17 protein-coding genes and 1 tRNA gene are annotated in these 18,996 nt (G+C 70.6%); 10 read left to right on the forward strand and 8 right to left on the reverse strand.

The window, feature by feature from the left end; genetic code table 11:
• Window positions 1-100: 100 nt before the first annotated feature.
• Genes EV186_RS01425 through EV186_RS01435 form a run of 3 tightly spaced genes read left to right on the forward strand, consistent with a single transcriptional unit; the run spans window position 101 to window position 2,222 of the window.
• Entirely contained in the window at window positions 101-718 is a 618-nt protein-coding gene (locus EV186_RS01425; RefSeq protein ID WP_133847261.1) for a class I SAM-dependent methyltransferase, read from the forward strand.
• Window positions 715-1,824 carry a molybdopterin-dependent oxidoreductase gene (locus EV186_RS01430; protein WP_133847262.1) on the forward strand — a complete coding sequence of 370 codons (1,110 nt, stop codon included), beginning with the start codon at window positions 715-717 and terminating at the stop codon, window positions 1,822-1,824. The genes EV186_RS01425 and EV186_RS01430 overlap by 4 nt, the downstream gene beginning before the upstream one ends.
• The gene (locus EV186_RS01435; RefSeq protein WP_133847263.1) at window positions 1,821-2,222 is read left to right on the forward strand and encodes a hypothetical protein; all 402 of its coding nucleotides are present in this window, start codon (window positions 1,821-1,823) and stop codon (window positions 2,220-2,222) included. Before EV186_RS01430 ends, EV186_RS01435 begins: the two co-directional genes overlap by 4 nt.
• A 156-nt stretch (window positions 2,223-2,378) precedes the next feature.
• Here the strand turns inward: EV186_RS01435 and EV186_RS01440 are convergent, their stop codons facing one another.
• The 7 genes from EV186_RS01440 to EV186_RS01470 form a co-directional block, all read right to left on the reverse strand.
• A complete protein-coding gene (locus EV186_RS01440) occupies window positions 2,379-3,917 on the reverse strand; it encodes a S1C family serine protease (RefSeq protein ID WP_133847264.1) in 1,539 nt (512 codons plus the stop codon).
• Between the two features lie 45 nt (window positions 3,918-3,962).
• On the reverse strand, window positions 3,963-5,057 hold the full coding sequence (gene galT, locus EV186_RS01445; protein WP_133847265.1) for a galactose-1-phosphate uridylyltransferase: 1,095 nt from the start codon (window positions 5,055-5,057) through the stop codon (window positions 3,963-3,965).
• Complete coding sequence (locus tag EV186_RS01450) at window positions 5,054-5,845, reverse strand: DeoR/GlpR family DNA-binding transcription regulator (RefSeq protein ID WP_133847266.1); 792 nt, start codon at window positions 5,843-5,845, stop codon at window positions 5,054-5,056. Before EV186_RS01450 ends, galT begins: the two co-directional genes overlap by 4 nt.
• A gap of 74 nt (window positions 5,846-5,919) precedes the next feature.
• Window positions 5,920-7,329 (reverse strand): HAMP domain-containing sensor histidine kinase, encoded by a 1,410-nt coding sequence (locus EV186_RS01455; RefSeq protein ID WP_133848685.1) that lies wholly within the window; start codon window positions 7,327-7,329, stop codon window positions 5,920-5,922.
• Window positions 7,329-8,018, reverse strand: a complete 690-nt coding sequence (locus EV186_RS01460; RefSeq protein ID WP_133847267.1) for a response regulator transcription factor — start codon at window positions 8,016-8,018, stop codon at window positions 7,329-7,331. The genes EV186_RS01455 and EV186_RS01460 overlap by 1 nt, the downstream gene beginning before the upstream one ends.
• 68 nt (window positions 8,019-8,086) lie before the next feature.
• A complete protein-coding gene (locus EV186_RS01465) occupies window positions 8,087-9,286 on the reverse strand; it encodes a GNAT family N-acetyltransferase (protein ID WP_243753767.1) in 1,200 nt (399 codons plus the stop codon).
• Window positions 9,283-10,149 carry a 3-hydroxyacyl-CoA dehydrogenase family protein gene (locus EV186_RS01470; protein ID WP_133847268.1) on the reverse strand — a complete coding sequence of 289 codons (867 nt, stop codon included), beginning with the start codon at window positions 10,147-10,149 and terminating at the stop codon, window positions 9,283-9,285. Before EV186_RS01470 ends, EV186_RS01465 begins: the two co-directional genes overlap by 4 nt.
• Window positions 10,150-10,200: 51 nt before the next feature.
• Here EV186_RS01470 and EV186_RS01475 point away from each other — a divergent pair, with 51 nt between their 5' ends.
• Together EV186_RS01475 and EV186_RS01480 are read left to right on the forward strand one after the other, a co-directional pair.
• Entirely contained in the window at window positions 10,201-10,854 is a 654-nt protein-coding gene (locus EV186_RS01475; protein ID WP_133847269.1) for a histidine phosphatase family protein, read from the forward strand.
• 102 nt (window positions 10,855-10,956) lie between these two features.
• The gene (locus tag EV186_RS01480; RefSeq protein WP_133847270.1) at window positions 10,957-12,429 is read left to right on the forward strand and encodes a GGDEF domain-containing protein; all 1,473 of its coding nucleotides are present in this window, start codon (window positions 10,957-10,959) and stop codon (window positions 12,427-12,429) included.
• A 132-nt stretch (window positions 12,430-12,561) separates the two neighbouring features.
• On the opposite strand, the gene EV186_RS01485 is transcribed toward EV186_RS01480, so the two are convergent.
• Window positions 12,562-13,209, reverse strand: a complete 648-nt coding sequence (locus tag EV186_RS01485) for a response regulator (RefSeq protein WP_133847271.1) — start codon at window positions 13,207-13,209, stop codon at window positions 12,562-12,564.
• Window positions 13,210-13,547: 338 nt separating this feature from the next.
• Here EV186_RS01485 and EV186_RS01490 point away from each other — a divergent pair, with 338 nt between their 5' ends.
• The 5 genes from EV186_RS01490 (at window position 13,548) to EV186_RS01510 (ending at window position 18,855) form a co-directional block, all read left to right on the forward strand.
• Complete coding sequence (locus EV186_RS01490) at window positions 13,548-16,808, forward strand: penicillin acylase family protein (protein WP_133847272.1); 3,261 nt, start codon at window positions 13,548-13,550, stop codon at window positions 16,806-16,808.
• Between the two features lie 66 nt (window positions 16,809-16,874).
• Entirely contained in the window at window positions 16,875-17,501 is a 627-nt protein-coding gene (locus EV186_RS01495; RefSeq protein WP_243753768.1) for a class I SAM-dependent methyltransferase, read from the forward strand.
• 77 nt (window positions 17,502-17,578) lie between these two features.
• The gene (locus tag EV186_RS01500; protein ID WP_133847274.1) at window positions 17,579-18,361 is read left to right on the forward strand and encodes a polysaccharide deacetylase family protein; all 783 of its coding nucleotides are present in this window, start codon (window positions 17,579-17,581) and stop codon (window positions 18,359-18,361) included.
• Between the two features lie 55 nt (window positions 18,362-18,416).
• Window positions 18,417-18,755, forward strand: a complete 339-nt coding sequence (locus EV186_RS01505; protein WP_133847275.1) for an MmcQ/YjbR family DNA-binding protein — start codon at window positions 18,417-18,419, stop codon at window positions 18,753-18,755.
• Window positions 18,756-18,782: 27 nt separating this feature from the next.
• A tRNA-Arg gene (locus EV186_RS01510) sits at window positions 18,783-18,855 on the forward strand.
• Window positions 18,856-18,996: the final 141 nt, after the last annotated feature.

Below are 18,996 nucleotides of genomic sequence, written 5' to 3' on the forward strand. Positions count from 1 at the left end.
TCGGTCACTACGAATCCAAATACTATGCTTTCGTAATATTTGGGTTCGTAGATGACGGTATCGGCGATCACGAAACCGCATCGACGACGGTGGTGACCTCATGACCGCGGCCGTGTTCGACACCGGGTTGCAGGGCCGGCGTTGCTGGCTCGAAGCGGCCGACGGGCACCGGGTCGAGTTGCCGGTCGAGCGGTGGCGCGACGATCCCCGCGGCGCCGACGAGCTGATGCTCGACCGGTGCACCGGGCCCACGCTGGACCTCGGCTGCGGGCCGGGCCGCCTGACCGCCGCGTTGACGGCACGGGGGATCTCGGCGCTCGGCGTCGACGTCTCCGCGGTGGCCGTCGCGCAGACCAAGGCGCGGGGCGCGGTCGCGGTGCGGCAGGACCTGTTCCAGCGCCTGCCCGGCGAGGGCCGGTGGTGGCACGTGCTGCTCGCCGACGGCAACGTCGGCATCGGCGGCGATCCGGTCGCGTTGCTCCGCCGGGTCCGGGCGTTGCTGGGCACGCACGGCACCGTGCTGGTCGAGGTGGACCGGCCGGGCCTCGGGTTGCGGCAGCGCACGGTGCGGGTGGCCGGCGAGGACGGCTCGGGGCGCTGGTTCGACTGGGCGTGGCTCGGCGCCGACGCGCTGACCGGCGTGGCCGAGGAAGCGGGACTTGCCGTGCGTTCGTTGGACGAACAGGGCGGGCGCTGGATCGCGGAGCTGACACGATGAAGGTCAAGGTCCCGGCCGAAGAGGATTTCAAGAGCGCGGCCCACGACGAACGCGTCACCGCGCGGCTCGGGCTCTGGTTGGGCATCTGCTTCGGGCTGTGCTTCGTCACCGGGCTGCTCAGCCACGCCATCCAGCACCCGCCGACGTGGTTCTACTGGCCCAGCCGCCCGGTGAACCTGTACCGGGTCACGCAGGGCACCCACGTCATCTCCGGCGTCGCGGCGATCCCGTTGCTGCTGGCCAAGTTGTGGAGCGTCTACCCGAAGCTCTTCGCGCGGCCGCTGGCCAAGTCGCTGGTGAACCTGGTCGAGCGCGGGTCGATCCTGCTGCTGTCGGCGGCGGCGTTCTTCGAGCTGATCACCGGGATCCTGAACGTGGCGCAGAACTACGCGTTCCCGTTCTTCTTCCCGCCGGTGCACTACGCGGTCGCGTGGATCGCCGTCGGGTCGATCCTGATCCACGTCGCGGTGAAGCTGCCGATCGTGCGCCGCGCGCTCAAAGCGTCCACGAAGGGCGATGAGCGGCCCGGAGTCCTGAGCCGGCGCGGGTTCCTGCGCAGCACCGGCGTGGTGACCGGCGTCGCCGTCGTGGCGACGGCCGGGGCCACGGTGCCGTTCCTGCGCCGGGTGTCGCCGTTGTCGTGGCGGACGGCGGACCTGCCGGTCAATCGAAGCGCCTTGGCGGCGGGGATGACGCGGCTCGACCCCGGCTGGCGGCTCAAGGTGATCACGCCGGGCGGGACGCGGCAGTTCTCGCTGGACGAGCTGAACAAGCTGCCCCAGACGACCGCGGAGTTGCCGATCGCTTGTGTGGAGGGCTGGAGCGCGTCCGCGACCTGGACGGGGGTGTCCATTCCGGACTTGCTCCATGCGGTCGGCGCGGCGCCGGGCGCCGAGGTGCGGGTGGAGTCGATGGAGCGGAACTCGATCTACCGGGTGAGCGTGCTGCCGAGCCCGCACACGTCGGACGCGAAGACGCTGCTCGCGTTGCGGCTCAACGGAGAGGTGCTGAACGCCGACCACGGGTACCCGTGCCGGATCATCGCGCCGAGCCGGCCGGGTGTGCTGCAGACCAAGTGGGTCGGGACACTGGAGGTGCTGTCGTGAGGTGGGTCCTGGGCGTGGTCGGGCTGGCTGTGCTGGGGTACGGCGCGTTGCTCGCCATCGACACGAAACCGGTGCTGGAGACCGGGTTCTGGTTCGTCGGCGGGACGATCCTGCACGACGTGGTGCTCGCGCCGGCGGTCGGTGTCGTGGGCTGGCTGGTGGTCCGGGTGGTGCCCGCGGTGTGGCGGGCGCCGGTGGCCGTCGGCGCCGCGATCACCGGGGTCCTCGCACTGTTGACGCTGCCGGAGCTGGTGCGCCGCTACCCGGCGCCGGTGAACCCGGGGCTGCACGAGCGGAACTACTTGCTGGCGTTGGGGATCAGCGTCGCCGTGGTGTGGGTGCTGGTGGTGGCGGTCGGAGTCGTCCGCACCGCGCGAGCCCGGGTCCCGGCCGAGTAGCCCGCAAAAACCAAGACCGCACATCGGGTGAGCGAGGGAGTCACCCGGTGTGCGGCCTTCGGCGTTGCCGGCCCCTCCCGAATCGGGCCGGCCACCGGCTTGAGGGCAGCAAGCCGGAGTTGGTCTCGGCCGCGTCCTGCGGCCGAGCGTCTGTTGTCAGTTCGTCGGCACCGGCTGGCCGCCGAGGGTCACCTCTACGGTGTGCCCGTTGGACAGCTTCAGCTTCACCTTGTCGCCCGGCGCGTGCGAGCGCACCGCGGCCACGAGGGCGTCCGACGTGTCGATCTTGCGGTCGTCCAGCTGCACGACGATGTCGCCGCTGGAGAGGCCCGCCTTGGCGCCGGGCCCGTTCGCGGTCACGTCGCGGATCGACGCGCCGCCCGTGGGTGCGTCGGTCACGGTCACGCCAAGCACGGTCTGGGTCGCTTTGCCGGTCTTGACGATCTCGTCGGCGGTGCGCCGGGCCTGGTCGATCGGGATGGCGAAGCCGATGCCGACCGAGCCGCCCTGCTGCTGCCCGGCTCCGCTCGGGGTGTAGATCGCCGAGTTGATGCCGATGACCTGGCCCTGCATGTTCACCAGCGGCCCACCGGAGTTGCCCGGGTTGATCGCGGCGTCGGTCTGGATGGCGTCCATGACCGTCTGCTGCGAGCCGTCGTCGCCGCCGGCCCGAGTCGGGCGGTGCAGCGAACTGACGATGCCGGACGTCACCGTGCCGGAGAGTTCGTAGGGCGAGCCGAACGCCACGACGCCCTGGCCGACCTTCAGGTCGTCGGACCGGCCGAGGGTGACCGGGTGCAGGCTGGTCTGGCCCTGCGCCCGCACCACCGCGACGTCCGACGTCGGGTCGCGGCCGACGATCGTGGCCTTGGCCGTGGTGCCGTTCTGGAACACGGCGACGATGTCCCCGCCGCTCGCCGCGTCGGCGACCACGTGGTTGTTGGTGACGATCAGCCCGTCAGAGCTGATCACGAAGCCGGACCCCTCCCCTGCGCCGGTCTGGCCCCGCACCTGCAACTCCACCAGGCTGGGCAGCAGCTTCGCCGCGACGCCCTCGACGGTGCCGGGTGCCGGGTTGGCCGAGTTCGACGCCGTCGGCGAGGTGTCGAAGGAGTTGGTGACCGGGCCGCTGGAACCCTTGTTGGAGTCCGCGACCAGGTAGCCGCCGACGCTGCCGGCCGCGCCACCGACGATCAGCGCGAGCACGGTCACGCCCGCGATCAGCCCACCGGCCCGGTGCTCCGGTTCCCGTGCCCCGACCCGCATCTGCTGCGGCGGCACCGGGATGGCGTGCTGTTGTGGGGGCACCTGGTACTGGGCGGTGCCACCCGGCCCGTACTGGTGGCCGCTGACCGCGCTGCCGAACAGGACCTGCTCACCGGTGCGCGGGTACTGCCGCGGCGCCTCGTACGCCCCGGACGGCTCGTACCCACCGGACGGCTCGACCGGCGGCGGCTGATAGGCGCCCGACGGTTCGGCTTGCGGCGGCATCGGGGGCGGTTGGTAGGCCTCGGAAGTCTCTGCCGACTCCACAGGCTTCTCAGCCTCCGCCGCCGGTGGCGGCTGCTGCGGCGCGGCCTCCGGCTGCGCCACGTCGGCGTCGGCAGGCCGCTGGTCCTGCTGCCGCTCGACTCCCTCGGCCGACCACGGGCTCGGCTGCCGGCCCGCTGCCGGATCGGGGTTGTTCTCGGTCATGTCACCCACCATGCGCCCTAGTCCTGAGAAGCGCCTGAGACGACCCTATGGGTTCGACTGAGAAACCGCCCCAGCGCGCAGCTTCGCCGCGATGTCCTCCGGCGTGGCGTCGTTGATCCACACCGCCATGCCGGATTCCGACCCGGCCAAGTACTTCAGCTTGTCCGCGGTCCGCAGCACCGAGAAGACTTCCAGATGCAGCCACGCGAGGTCACGCCCGGTCCGCACCGGCGCCTGGTGCCAGGCCGCGATGTAGGGCAAAGGCTTGTCGTACAAGCCATCGAGCAGCGCGAGCACCTGCAGGTAGAGCTGCGCGAAGTCGTCGCGTTCCGCACCGGACAGTGCGGGCAGGTCGGGCACCTGGCGGTGCGGCACCACGTGCACCTCGACCGGCCAGCGCGCCGCCGCGGGCACGAACGCGCTCCAGTGCTCGGAGCTGACCAGCATCCGTCGGCCGTCGGCTTGCTCCGCCGCGAGCACGTCGCCGAGCACCGGCCGGCCGTGCGCGTCCAAGTAGGCCTGCGCGGTCTGCAGCATCCGTTCGGTCTTCGGCGTGACGAACGGGTAGCCGTAGATCTGCCCGTGCGGGTGCGAGAGCGTCACGCCGATCTCCTCGCCGCGGTTCTCGAACGGGAAGACCTGTTCGACCCCGGGCACCCCGGACAACGCCTCGGTTCGGTCGGCCCACGCGTCGACGACCGTGCGCACCCGCCGCGGGCTCAGTTCGCCGAACGACTTGTTGTGGTCGGAGGTGAAGCAGACGACCTCGCACCGGCCGCGGCCCGGCCGGATCGTCACGAGACCGTCGCGGGCCTCGACGCCGTGCACGGTCTCGGAGAACGACGGGAACCGGTTCTCGAACACCACGACGTCGTAGTCGGATTCCGGGATCTCCGTGGCCCGGCCCGGCGACGACGGGCACAGCGGGCACAGCCCGGCCGGCGGCTTGTACGTGCGGGTCTGCCGGTGCGCGGCGATCGCGACCCATTCGCCGGTGAGCGGGTCGCGGCGGATCTGCGAGGCCGACTCCTGCGGCGGCAGGTCCCTGGTGTCGGTCGCGGTGCGGTCCGGCGGGTTCGGCGAGTCGTCGAAGTAGATGATCTCCCGGCCATCAGCGAGGTGCCGGACCGTCCGTTTCACGCCGTTTCCTCCCGCTGCACGCTCGCCACGATCACGTCGTCGATGTACTCGCTGAGCAGTTCTTGTTCCTCGGCGCCCATGCCGTCGTCGGTGACCAGCACGTCGGCCTCGTCCAGCTCGGCGATGGTCGAGATGCCGACGACGCCCCACTTGGTGTGGTCGGCGAGCACGACGAGCCGCCCGCCCGCCTCGACCAGGGCTCGGTTGGTCTCGCTCTCGCTGAGGTTCGGGGTGGTGAACCCCGGGCCGGGCGCCATGCCGTGCACGCCGAGGAACACCACGTCCAGGTGCAGCGATCGGATGGCCTGCAACGCGACCGGCCCGACCAGCGCGTCGGAGGGGGTGCGCACGCCGCCGGTGAGCACGACCGTGCGGTCGGTGCGACCGCCGCGCTGCAACACGTCGGCGACCCGGATGGAGTTGGTGACCACGGTCAGGTCCGGCACGTCGTCGAGGAAGCGTGCGAACGTCCACGTGGTCGTGCCGGCCGAGAGGCCGATGGCGGTGCCGGGTTTGATCAGGCCCGCGGCACGGGCGGCGATGGCTTCCTTCTGCGGCAGCGCGCGCACCGACTTGGCTTCGAAGCCGGGCTCGTCGGTGCTGCGCCCGGCGACCGAGGTGGCGCCGCCGTAGACCTTCTCGACCAGGCCGCGGCGGGCCAGCACGTCGAGGTCGCGGCGCACGGTCATGTCGGAGACGCCCAGGCGGGACACGAGGTCGTGTACGCGGACCGCACCGGTCCGCTTGATCTCCTCCAGGATCAGTTCCTGGCGTTGGCGCGCGAGCATCGGCGTAACCCCTCATACCCCTCGCCGGTCGATACACCAAAATCCTACACAATCAAACGGGGGAGTTTGTTTGCTTACTGTGGATCAACCGCACGGCCGGGGAGCCGCAACGTCATCATCGCGCCGCCTTGCGGGCCGCGCGCGGCGTAGGCCTGACCGCCGTGGCGCTGCGCCGCCTGCTGCACGATCGCCAGGCCCAGCCCGGAGCCGGGCATCGTGCGTGACTCCTGCGACCGGTAGAACCGGTCGAACACGTGCGGCAGGTCGACGTCCTTGATGCCGGGGCCCTCGTCGATCACCTGCAGCAACGCGAACCCGTCGCCGGCGTCGGCCAGCCGCACGTGCACGGTGCCGTCGGGCGGACTGAACTTCACGGCGTTGTCCAGCAGGTTCAGCACGGCCCGTTCCAGCGCGCCGTCGTCGCCGTAGAGCACCCACGGGCTCAGCTGCACGTCGAAGCGCACGGTGCCGGCCCGCCGGCGGGCCCGGTCCAGGGCCTGCTCGACCACCTCGACCAGGTCGACCCGCTCGGCCGAGGGCTGCGCCGCGTCGACCCGGGCCAGGTCGACCAGGTCGCCGATCAGCTGGGTCAGCTCGTCCAGCTGGGCGTGCAGGTCCGCGCTGATCTCCGCCTGGTCCTGTTCGGACAGCTTCGGCGTGTTGGGCTGCTGCGCGGCGAGGAGCAGTTCCAGGTTGGTGCGCAGGGAGGTCAGCGGGGTGCGCAGCTCGTGCCCGGCGTCCGCGACCAGCCTGCGTTGTCGTTCCTGGGAATCGGCCACGGCGCCGAGCATCGAGTTGAATCTGGTGGTGAGCTGGGCGAGTTCGTCGTCGCCGGTCACCGGGATCGGTCTCAGGTCGCCGGTGCGCGCGACGCGCTCGGTCGCCGACGACAGCCGTTGCACGGGCCGCAAACCGGCTTGGGCCACCGCCGTGCCCGCGAGCGCGGCGACCACGACCCCGGCGCCGCCGATCACGAACAGCACGACCGCGAGCTTGCTCAACGTGCTGCGGGTCGGCCCGAGCGGGCGCGCGATCACCAGCGCGATGCCGTCGTGGAACGGGTACGGCCAGGCGAGCACCCGGCTGTCGGTCGCACCGTCGGTGCGGATGTTCGAGCTGCGCTCACCACGCGCCACCGCGATCTCCGCCTGCGACACCGGCGGGCGGGGCCCCCGGTTCTTGTCGATCGCCGTGTTGCCGTTGACGTCGATCAGGTCGAACTTCACGTCGGCGATCTCGAAGATGTAGCCGGGGATCGTCGTGCCGTTGGTCTCGGACACCGTCGGGTCGGTGACCACCGCCTGGGCGCGGTCCTCCAACGACTGGTCGAGCTGGGCGTAGAGGCTGTTGGACACGGTGATGTACGCCCCGAGCGACACCAGCGCGACCGCGCCCGCGACGCACATCGCGGCGAGCAGGGTGACCCGGGAACGCAATGAGATTCGCTGGCGGCCGCCGGACCCGGCACCGGCGCCCGCGAGCATCACGGCGGGGTCTCGCGCAGCACGTAACCCACGCCGCGCACGGTGTGGATGAGCCTGGGTTCGCCTTCGGCCTCGGTCTTGCGGCGCAGGTAGCCGATGTAGACCTCGAGTGCGTTGCCCGAGGTCGGGAAGTCGTAGCCCCACACGTCCTCGAGGATGCGGGAGCGGGTGAGGACCTGCTTGGGGTGGGTGAGCAGCAGCTCCATCAGGGAGAACTCGGTGCGGGTCAGGCTGATCGAGCGCTCGCCCCGGCGCACCTCGCGGGTGCTCGGGTCCAGTTCGAGGTCGGCGAACTTCAGCGTCTGGGCCGGCCGGTCACCGGCGTCCGGCGTGGAGCGCCGCAGCAGCGCGCGCAGCCGGGCCAGCAGTTCCTCCAGGGCGAACGGCTTGGGCAGGTAGTCGTCGGCGCCCGCGTCGAGGCCGGCCACCCGGTCGGAGACGAGGTCGCGTGCGGTCAGCACCAGGATCGGCAGGTCGTCGCCGGTGCCGCGCAGCCGGCGGCACACCTCGAGGCCGTCCAGGCGCGGCATCATCACGTCGAGCACCATCGCGTCCGGGCGGTCGGCGGTCACCGTCTCCAGCGCCTGCTGCCCGTCGGAGGCGAGCTCGACCTGGTAGCCGTTGAACTGCAACGAGCGGCGCAACGACTCCCGCACCGCCCGGTCGTCATCGACGACGAGTATCCGCATGTGGCCAGTGTTCAACATGGTCCTGAGATGCGCCTGAGAAGAGCCCCGAATGCGGGGCCCGCCGGAAGCTAGAACGCGTCGGCCATGATCGACAGGCGGGGTGCGCCGGTGAGGGCGTCCAGCGCGGCCGCGTCGCCGAGGTCGCCGTCGAGCAGACCCGCCCGGCGCAGGGTGGCCGCCGTGGCGGCGCCCGCGTACCAGGCGCTCAGCCCGCGCACCGTCAGCCGCACCGCGCCGGACCCGCCCGGCTCGGCACGCACCTGCCCGTCCTCGCACACGATCCGGTACCGCCCCTGCTGCCACGGCGCGTGCTCGTCGGTCACCTCGACGTCCACCGCCAGTGGGCGCAACGCCGCCGCGGCCGGCCAGCCGCGCGCCGCGACCGCGGGCACCAGGTCGACCACGCGCACCATCCACGGCTGCGTGCTCACGTGCAGGTGATACGGCAGCGCCAGCAACGTCGCGTGCACCACGGGGTCCAGCACCCGCAGCCGCACCGAATCCAACTGGCCCGCCCAGCTCGCCACCGCGTCGAGCAACGCCATGGCGCTCGGCACGTCGTCGGCGACGAGGTCCTCGACGACCAGGCGCTCGGCGGCGCGCTGCGCGACCAGGTAGCCGGTGACCCCGTCGGCGCCGGGCACGACCGTGACGATGTCCTCGTCGAGCACCGCGGCCGGGTCGAAGGCCGGGCTGCCGCGGTCCAGCGCACCATCCACTTGGGACGCGACGCGGGTGTACGCGGCCAGGATCGCGCCCGCGTCTTCCTTGACCCCAGCCCGGATCGTGCCGCCGCGGTGGCGCGGGAGCGTCGTGGTGGCCAGGTCGACGCTCTGGAACACACCGGCCTGCTCCCACCCGTACCGCCGGTAGAGCGGCACCGCGGCCGGGTACAACGCCGACAGCACAAGGCCTTCCGCACGCATCCGCTCAAGGCAGGCGACCAGCAGAGCACCGGCCACGCCGCGGCCGCGCATGCTCGGGTCCACGGCCACGCTGGCGATCCCGCCCATCGGCACCGAACGCCCGCCGTAGAACTGGCCGTAGCGCCAGATCCGCAGGAATCCCGCGTGGGACCCGCGCTCCCCGGCGACCAGCCCGATCCAGGAGTCGTTGGCGCGCAACCATTCCGGGTCCGGCGTGCGTGGTCCGCCGAACGCGAGGCGGCGCAGCCGGTAGGTGGCCTCGCCGTCCTCCTCGACGCGATAAGGACGGACGTCCATCAGCTCCGCCCGCCCCTCGCTCGGTGGTTCGCTCGCACGCTTCACTCCCAGTCGTAGAACCCGCGGCCGGTCTTGCGCCCGAGTTCACCGCGTTCGACCTTCTCACGCAACAGGTTTGGCGGCGTGAAGCGCGGACCGAGCTCGGCGGCGAGGTGCTCGGCGATCGACAAGCGCACGTCGAGGCCGACCTGGTCGGTCAGGCGCAGCGGGCCCATCGGCCAGCCGTAGCCCAGCATCATGCCCGTGTCGATGTCCTCGGCCGACGCGACGCCTTCCTCGACCATCCGGATCGCCTCCATGCCGACCGCGATCCCGAGCCGCGACGTCGCGAACCCGGGCGCGTCGCGCACCTCGATCACGGTCTTGCCCAGCGCTTCGGCCCACCCGCGGGCCTTGGCGACGACCTCGGGCGACACGCCGTCGTGCAGCACCAGCTCGACCAGCTTCTGCACGGGCACCGGGTTGAAGAAGTGCATGCCGATGACGCGCTCGCCGGGCAGGCCCTCGGCGATGGCACCGATCGAGAGCGACGACGTGTTGGACGCCAGCACCGCGGCCGGGCAGGCGGTCGCGGCCGCGGCGAACACCTGCCGCTTGAGCTCCAGCCGCTCGGGCACCGCCTCGACGAGCAGCTCGGTGTCCGCGTGCAAGGAAGAGAGGTCCGTGCAGAACGACAGCCGATCCACCAGAGCCGCCGCCGTGACGCCGTCCGGCAGCTTGCCGCGGTCCTCGGCCTTGCGCAGCGAAGCGCCGACCCGGTCGCGGGCCGCTTCGACCAGTGCGTCATCGCCCTCGGCGATGGTCACCGAGGCGCCCGCCGCGAGCAGCACGTGCGCGATGCCCGCGCCCATCGTGCCGCCGCCGACGACCGCCGCGTACTGGGGAGCCGGGTACTGGGGAACGGACATGTTCGTGACTCCTCGCCGCGCGTGGTGATCTGCCACGGCACCATATGTGGCATGCGGATCATCCTGCTACGGCATGCCGAGAGCCTGGGCAACGTCGACGAACTGGCGTACTGCCGGGTTCCGGACCACTCGCTGCCGCTGACCGAGACCGGCGAGCACCAGGCCCGCACGGCCGCGCCCGCGGTGCGGGAGATGATCGGTGATCACCCCGTCGCGGTCTACGTGAGCCCGTACGTGCGCACCCAGCGCACCTTCGAACTGCTCGAACTCGGCGACGTGGTCGAACGGGTCGTGCCCGAACCCCGTCTGCGCGAACAGGATTGGGGCAACCTGCAGGACCCCGTCGACCAGGAGATCCAGAAACGCAAGCGGCACGAGTTCGGCCACTTCTACTACCGGCTGCCCTACGGGGAGTCGGGCGCGGACGTCGACGACCGCGTGGCGAGCTTCCTCAACGAACTCGAGCACCGCGTCGAGGCCGACCCGACGCACCCGAACACCGCGCTCGTGGTGTCGCACGGGCTGACGATGCGCCTGCTGTGCCGTCGCATGTTCTCGTGGAGCATCGACCTGTTCGAGTCACTGTCCAACCCGGACCACGTGGACCTGCGGGTGCTGACCTTCGCCGGGCGCAAGTGGCGGCTGGACCGGCCGTTCGAGCAGTGGCGTGACTCCCCCGACGGGACCGTGCAACTACCGGGCTGAAGATCTGATTCACCCGAACGGACGCAGCCGAACCTGACCGTACGACCAGGGGTGACGCGGGTAACCTGGCGCGGTGAGCACCGACCTGGAGCCGACCGGGCTTTGACGCGCAACGTCCCGATTGCCGCCGACGAAAGCCTCCGGTTGGACCGCGAGGTTCGCTCGCTGCTGACCGCGGGCCGGTTGACCGAGGCCAACGCGCTGTTCGACCAGGTGCTCGCCAAGCCCCCGCCCGAGCTCGACCGCTGGGAGCGCTCCGCCGTCTTCGCCGACCGCGCCGTGCTCGCCTGGCGGCTGCGGCGCATCCCGCTCTCGCTCGAACTGACCGCGGAGGCCTGGATCGACCTCGAGGTCGAGACGCCGAGCGGCCCGGCCGCCGCACGCAGCCTCTCCTTGCTGGGCTACATGTTCGAGGGCATCGGTCACCGCCGGGCGGCCCTGGACGTGCTGCGGCTTTCCGTCGCGACCGCGCGGGCCGCGGACGACGCGAACGCGCTCGGCTGGTGCCTGCAGCGCCTCGGCGGCACGCTCAACTTCCGCGCGTACGACCTCGGCCCGCCCGCCGACGAGCCGTTGTTCCTCGAGTCGCGCGGCCTGCTCGCCGAGGGCCTGACCCTGGACGTCACCGAGGACTCGGTGGGCATCGCGCTGCTCGGCGCGTACGGCGCGGCGTTGTGCGGGCTCGGTCAGCTCGCCGAGGCCCGCGAGAACGCGACGGCCGTGCTGAACCGTTCGTGCGCCGAGGGCCACCGGTGGGGCGAGGCCGTCGGGCACTGGGTGCTGGGCCACGTGGGCCGCCGCGAAGGCCGGTTCGACGTGGCGGTCGACCACGCGCGCAAGTCCGTGCAGTTCGCCGAGGAAATCAACGACGTCTCGCTGCAGCAACGGTTTTCCGCCGACCTGGCCGCCCTGTGCGCCCAGCGCGGCGACGCCGCGGGCGAGGCGAGCGCGCTGCGCAAGGAGATCGCCGCGCGGGCGGTGGCCATGCAGACCATGCAGGAAGGCATCGGCCAGGCGCTGGAGCAGCGGCGCCTCGCGATCCGCGCGCAGCGGGCGGCGACGGCCGCGCAACAGGCCGCCGCACGCGACCCGCTGACCGGCCTGACCAACCGGCTCGGCCTCGAACGCGTTGCGCCGCAACGACTCGCGCGCGGCAACCACGCGCTGGTGCTGATCGACGTCGACTGGTTCAAAGGCGTCAACGACGCGGCCGGGCACGCCGCCGGTGACGCGACCCTGCGCGAGATCGCGCAGGTGCTGCGCAGCCAGTGCCGGGCCGGTGACCTGGTCGCCCGCTGGGCCGGGGACGAGTTCGTTGTGCTGCTCGCGGGCGCCGACGAGCCGAGCACGTCGGCGGAGATCGCCGAACGCATCCGGCACGCGGTCGACCGGCACGACTGGACGAGCCTGCTCGGAACGGCCGTGCGCCCGACGGTGAGCATCGGCGTCGCGGTGGGCCAAGGTGAGCTCGACCGGCTCTTCGCCGCGGCCGACGTGGCGCTCTACACCGCGAAACGGGGCGGCCGGAACCGGGTGGAGGTCCACTCCGGCGAACCGACCGCCCCTGCGGTGTAACTACGCGATCAAGCCGCCGCGTTAGGCGACCAGAGCCTTTTCTGCCATATCGCCGGTGAGCCGAGTTCACCTGCAAAAGGCGTGTTGACTCAGTTCACAAGCGAGATGCCTGTGAACTGAGTCAACCAACGCTCAAGCGATCAGTCCGCCGCGGTAGGCGACCAAAGCCGCCTGCACCCGGTTCACCGCGCCGATCTTGCCCAGCACGGCGGACACGTAACCCTTGACCGTGGCCTCGGACAGGTGCAGCGCCCCGCCGATCTCCGCGTTCGACAGGCCCTGGCCGATCAACCCGACGACCTCGCGCTCGCGATCGGAAAGGGACGCGAGCAGCCGGCGCGCGGGCTCGGCGGCCCGCTCGCCGTCGGCGACCGTGGTGAGCAGCCGCGCCGCCACCCCCGGGTCGAGGACGGCGCCGCCCCGCGCGAGGTCGCGCACGGCATTGATGAGCTGCTGCGGTTCGGTGTCCTTGAGCAGGAACCCGCTCGCCCCGATGCGCAGTGCCTCGGTCACGTACTCGTCCACGTCGAACGTGGTGAGCATCGCGACCTGCGGCGGTTCGGGCAGGCTCTTCAGCCTGCGCAAGGCGATCAGCCCGTCGGCCGACCGCATCCTGATGTCCAGCAGCACGACGTGTGGGCGGTGCTGGCGTGCGACGTCGGCCACGAACAGCCCGTCGTCACACTCAGCGACCACTTCTATGTCGCCCGCACTGGAGAGAATCGTGCGAAGTCCCGAGCGGACGAGATCCTCATCGTCCGCCAGCATTACCTTGATCACCAACGCCTCCCCGATCCCGGCGTTATGCGCCCCGACCTTGTCTCACCTGTGAGTGACATCCCGACTGTCCTTTTATGACGCCGGAGCGTGCACCCGGTGCTTCACCCATCCGTGAGCTGGCTCAACTGGATCGAGTGACTAGCAGCACAGCGAGAGCCTACCTCGTAGCCGTGCGTGACATCGATACCTGTTCGTGATAGTTACCGACGAGTTCGAAGTCAGCGGCCAGACGGTGACGGCACCACTACTCCCTTTCGGGCAATGCAAACACGAACCTCTTTCGCGTTCGCTGTGAACAGGGCTAACGTGCCCTGCGTCACGTCGGGAGAGGAGTCGGCATGCCTGGACATGCCCGCAAGCTGATCACCGCGGCAATAGTGGCCGCGACAGGCAGCGCACTAGCGGTCGGTCTGTCCGTTTCAGCGGCTGCGTCAGCACCGAATGCGGCCGTAACAGCGGCAGATGATTTCTGCCTCGGACAGTGCGCCGACGTCGTTCCACCCGGTGAGAACGGCAACGCGACGCTCACCGACATCCTCGCGCACAAGGCGCTCGGCACCCGGCCCAAGCACGCCGACGACCAGATCGGCAAGTACGACGCGCTGGCCACCGGCTACCAGACGCTGACCACCGACACGATCACCAAGTTCTTCAACGACTCGTCCTTCGGCGTGCCCGCCGACCAGGTGGAGCGCACTGACCACCCGCGCTCGGACGTGACGATCGTCCGGGACAAGGCGACCGGCGTGCCGCACGTCTACGGCACCACGCGCTCGGGCACCGAGTTCGGCGCCGGGTACGCCGCCGCGCAGGACCGCCTCTTCCTGATGGACGTGCTGCGCCGGGTCGGGCGCGGCCAGCTGACCCCGCTGGCCGGCGGCGCCGCCGCGAACCAGGAACTCGAGCAGGGCTTCTTCGCGGGCGCACCGTACACAGAGGACGAACTGCAGAACCAGATCAACGAGGCGGCCGCGGCCGGTCCCCGTGGCGCGCAGGCGATGCAGGACGCGCAGGACTACATCAACGGCATCAACCAGTACATCACCGAGTCGTACAACGGACGCTACTTCCCCGGCGAGTACGACCTGCTGGGCATCATCGACCCGATCACCAACGCCGGTCACATCGACCCGTTCAAGCTGACCGACCTCGCGGTGATCGCGTCCGTGGTCGGCTCGCAGTTCGGCGGCGGGGGCGGCGGCGAGGTGCAGGCCGCGATCGCGAAGCTCGCCATCCTGGAGAAGTACGGCCCGGTGCAGGGCGAAGCCGTGTGGAAGAGCATGCGCGGCGAGGACGACCCCGAGGCCACCTACACCCTGCACGACGGGCAGAGCTTCCCGTACGGCAAGACGCCCGCCAACCCGCAGGGCCAGGCCATGCCCGACCCGGGGTCGGTGACCCCGCAGCAGCTGGTCTTCGACCGCACCGGGTCCGCTGTGGACAGTGCGACGGCCGCGAAGCAGGCGTCGGCGGCCCAGCGCAAGACCGGTGACACCACGGCCGCGACCACGAAGAAGGGCGCGAGCAAGACCGACACCACCATCGCCAAGGGCATGTTCAACGACGGCGTGCTGCCCGGGAACATGCTCAAGGACAAGCACGGCATGTCCAACGCGCTGCTCGTCTCCGGCGCCCACACCGCGAGCGGCCACCCGGTCGCGGTGTTCGGCCCGCAAACCGGCTACTTCGCCCCGCAGCTGCTGATGCTGGAGGAACTGCAGGGCCCCGGCATCAGCGCGCGCGGCGCCTCGTTCGCGGGCATCAGCTTCTACGTGCTGCTCGGCCGCGGCCAGGACTACTCGTGGAGCGCCACCAGCGCGAGCCAGGACATCACCGACACCTACGCGGTCGACCTGTGCAACCCCGACGGCTCGCCGGCCACGAAAGACTCCAACTCCTACGTCTCCAATGGACAGTGCACCCCGATGCAGACCGTGGAGCGCAAGGACGCATGGAAGTCCTCGCTGGGCAGCACGGTCCCCGCCGGCTCCTACACGTTGCGCTCCTACCGGACGAAGTACGGCCCGGTGGTCTCCCGCGCGACGATCGGCGGCAAGCCCGTCGCCTACGCGCAGCTGCGCTCGACGTTCGGCCACGAACTGGACACGGTGATCGGGTTCCAGGAGTTCAACGACCCCGACGCCATCCACTCGGCGGCGGACTTCCAGCGGGCGGCGTCGCACGTGACGTACACGTTCAACTGGTTCTACGCCGACAGCCGGGACATCGCGTACTTCAACTCGGGCGCGAACCCGGTGCGCAACCCGAACGTCGACCCGAGCATGCCGATCAAGGGCGACGCCGGGTTCGACTGGCAGGGCTGGGACCCGGCCACCAACAAGGCCGACTACACCCCGTACGAGCAGCACCCGAACTCGACCAACCAGGACTACTACACCAACTGGAACAACCAGCAGGCCCACGACTTCGCGGCCGGCGGCTACGAACGCCAGGCCGTGCACCGCGGTGACCTGCTCGACACCCGGGTCAAGAACATGATCGCCAGCGGCACCAAGGTGACCCGGGTGAACCTGGTGCAGGCCATGGAGGACGCGGGACTGACCGACCTGCGGGCCGAGCGGGTGCTGCCGTACCTGCTGCGGGTGCTCGGCGACGGTGACGCCGACACCTCCGGTGCGATCGCGTCGCTCAAGGCGTGGCTGCAGCACGGCGGCAAACGCGCGGTGACCGCCGCGGGCAGCAAGACCTACGCCGACGCCGACGCGGTGGCCCTGATGGACGCCTGGTGGCCGCTGCTGGTGAAGGCGGAGTTCCAGCCCGGCCTGGGCGACAACGCCTACAACGCCATGACCGGCGTGCTGCGCATCGACGAGACGCCCGGCACCCAGTCCGGGCACCCGCACCAGGGCTCGGCGTTCCAGTCCGGCTGGTACGGCTACGTGTCCAAGGACCTGCGCACGGTCCTCGGCGACCCGGTGCAGGGCCCGCTCGGCGCCAAGTTCTGCGGCGGTGGCGACCTCGCCCAGTGCAAGCAGATCCTGCTCGGCACGCTCAAGCAGGCCGCCGCCCAACCCAGGACGACCACCTACCCGGGTGACGGCGACTGCGACGCGGGCGACCAGTGGTGCGCGGACACGATCGTGCACACCGCGCTCGGCGGCATCACCCAGGACAAGATCGGCTGGCAGAACCGGCCCACGTTCCAGCAGGTCGTCGAGTACCCGGCCAAGCGCGGGGACTCGATCACGAACCTGGCGGCGAACCGCAGCGTCACCGCGACCAGCGCGCAGCGGTTCCTGCCGTCCGCGCCGGCGTCGAACGCGGTGGACACCAACCCGTCGTCGCGGTGGGCCAGCGATTGGAGCGACCACCAGTCGATCACCGTGGACCTCGGCTCGGTCCAGCCGGTGGCGCGGGTGCGGCTGTACTGGGAGTCGGCCTACGGACGGGCGTACACGATCGACGTGTCCGCCGACGGCACCGCGTGGCAGACGGTCTACCGCGAGTCGGCCGGCAACGGCGGCGTAGACAACGTGGCCTTCGCCCCGGCCAACGCGCGGTACGTCCGGATGACCGGGGTGCAGCGCGGCACGAACTACGGATACTCGTTGTACGAGTTCGAAGTATTCGGTCACTGAGAGTGGTCGAGGGATGCCGTCGGCTGGCGGTGGTGACGGCATCCCTCGTCCGGCATGCTGGCGCTCGTGACTTCCGAGGAGCCCGAGGACACCGTGCCGGCGTTCGACCTGATCGGTGAGCGCTACGACGAGTCGTTCGTGGAACGCGACGCGCAGCTCGCAGAGGGCGCGTGGCTGATCGAGAACGTGCCGGCCGGCGGCCGGGTGCTCGACCTCGGCTGCGGCAGCGGCTTGCCGACCGCGAAGCAACTGCTCGAAGCGGGCCTGGCGGTCACCGGCATCGACGAGTCCGCGAAGATGCTCGAGCTGGCCGCCCGGCAGGCCCCCGGCGGTGACTACGTGCACGGCGACATCCGCGAGCTGCCCGAAACGCTGGGCCAGTTCGACGCCGTGGCCGCCTTCTTCGCCCTGCTGATGCTCCGGCGCCGCGACATCCCGCCCCTGTTGCGGCGCTGCCGCGAGCTGCTGCGCGGGCCGAAGCTGCTGAGCATCGGCATGGTGGTCAGCGACTTCGACATGTTCCCGATCTCGTTCCTCGGCGTGCCGACCCACGTCACCGCGTACCCGCCCGCCGACCTGCGCCAGCTGGTCGAGGACGCCGGGTTCGAGGTGCTCGACGTGCGCGAGCACGAGGTCCAGGCCGAGCCGGGGCGCGTGGAACCCCAGGTCTTCCTGCGCGCCCGCGCCCGCTGAACGATCAAGGCCAACTTCTTCCGCACTGCCCGCATCGACCCGGGTGAAGGATCCGGTGTCGAGAAGGAGCGGTTGCGATGCGGTCGACAAGTCTCACCCCCATCATCTCGGTGGCGGTGACCATCGCCGCGCTGCTGACCTTGTTCGCCGTCGGGTTCAGCCACCCGAAGAGCGACGTGGTCGCGGCGACGCCCGCCGCCCACACCAGCGACAACGCTCCCCGCCTGGACACCCCGGCGCCGGACCCGGACGTCATCGTCGGCTCCGCGCAGGACGGTCCCGGCAGGCGCGTCGCCCTCACCTTCGACGACGGCCCGGACCCCATATGGACGCCGAAGGTGCTCGACTTCCTCGGCGAACACCACGTCAAGGCCACGTTCTGCCTCGTCGGCACCAACGCCAGGCGCTACCCCGACCTCGTGCGTCGCATCGTCGCCGAGGGCCACCAGCTGTGCGACCACACCATGACCCACGACCAGAACCTGAGGTACAAATCGGCCGCGGCCATGCGCGCGGAGATCGTCGGCGCCAAGCAGGCCATCCTGGACGCGGTGCCGAATGCCCAGGTCAGGTACTACCGGGCGCCGGAAGGCGCGTTCTCGCCGAAGGGCGCGCACCCATCCATGCAACAGATCGCCGCCGACAACGGGATGCAGCCGCTCGCGTGGAAAGCCGACCCGGAGGACTGGACAAAGCCGGGCGTGCGGGTAATTGTCGAACGCGTACAGCAGCAAGTCGGGGAGGACGGCGTCGTCCTGATGCATGACGCGGGCGGCGACCGTTCACAGACCTTGGCGGCCCTGGACCAGTTGATGCCTTGGTTCAACGATCTGGGGTACCGCTTCGTCTTCCCCGCGTAGCCCAGGACGGGGAGGCTCGTTGGTTATGGTTGCCGCAGCTATGAGGAGGCAGTCCGTGGTCGACGAGCACGACGTGCGTCGCATCGCGCTGTCGTTACCGGAGACCACGGAGAAGTCGTCGTACGGAACGCCCGGATTCCGGGTGAAGGACAGACTGTTCGCCCGCATCCGTGAGGAAGGGGATGTGCTGGTCCTCTTCTGCGCGGACGAGGGCGAGAAGCGCGGCCTGGTCGACGCCGAGCCGCACAAGTTCTTCACCACCCCCCACTACGACGGGTACCCGCTGGTGCTCGTCCGCTTCGAGGCCATCGACGTGGCCGAACTGACCGAACTGCTCACCGACTCGTGGCGCCTGCGCGCCCCCAAGCGCCTGGTATCCGACTTCGACGGATGACCTCCCTCCGGTAGGCTCACCCCGTCGGCCCTCGTAGCTCAGGGGATAGAGCACCGCTCTCCTAAAGCGGGTGTCGCAGGTTCGAATCCTGCCGGGGGCACGCGATTGGGCGATCCCTGTCCGCGGAATGCGCGGACCTGGATCGCGTGCATGTTGTTATCTGGGGGCCAAGCCCCCAAACCCCCGGCCGGCGGGCTTCGCCCCGGACCCCCACCTGTGTGCGCGGGTTCCCGTGCATCCC

The organism is Labedaea rhizosphaerae, assembly GCF_004362825.1.
Classification (GTDB): Bacteria; Actinomycetota; Actinomycetes; order Mycobacteriales; family Pseudonocardiaceae; genus Labedaea; species Labedaea rhizosphaerae.

Coding starts and splice junctions, on each gene's coding strand:
- EV186_RS01425 (WP_133847261.1), top strand. CDS start 101: ATGACCGCGGCCGTGTTCGACACCGGGTTGCAGGGCCGGCGTTGCTGG.
- EV186_RS01430 (WP_133847262.1), top strand. CDS start 715: ATGAAGGTCAAGGTCCCGGCCGAAGAGGATTTCAAGAGCGCGGCCCAC.
- EV186_RS01440 (WP_133847264.1), bottom strand. CDS start 3,917: ATGACCGAGAACAACCCCGATCCGGCAGCGGGCCGGCAGCCGAGCCCG.
- EV186_RS01450 (WP_133847266.1), bottom strand. CDS start 5,845: ATGCTCGCGCGCCAACGCCAGGAACTGATCCTGGAGGAGATCAAGCGG.
- EV186_RS01455 (WP_133848685.1), bottom strand. CDS start 7,329: ATGCTCGCGGGCGCCGGTGCCGGGTCCGGCGGCCGCCAGCGAATCTCA.
- EV186_RS01460 (WP_133847267.1), bottom strand. CDS start 8,018: ATGCGGATACTCGTCGTCGATGACGACCGGGCGGTGCGGGAGTCGTTG.
- EV186_RS01470 (WP_133847268.1), bottom strand. CDS start 10,149: ATGTCCGTTCCCCAGTACCCGGCTCCCCAGTACGCGGCGGTCGTCGGC.
- EV186_RS01475 (WP_133847269.1), top strand. CDS start 10,201: ATGCGGATCATCCTGCTACGGCATGCCGAGAGCCTGGGCAACGTCGAC.
- EV186_RS01490 (WP_133847272.1), top strand. CDS start 13,548: ATGCCTGGACATGCCCGCAAGCTGATCACCGCGGCAATAGTGGCCGCG.
- EV186_RS01500 (WP_133847274.1), top strand. CDS start 17,579: ATGCGGTCGACAAGTCTCACCCCCATCATCTCGGTGGCGGTGACCATC.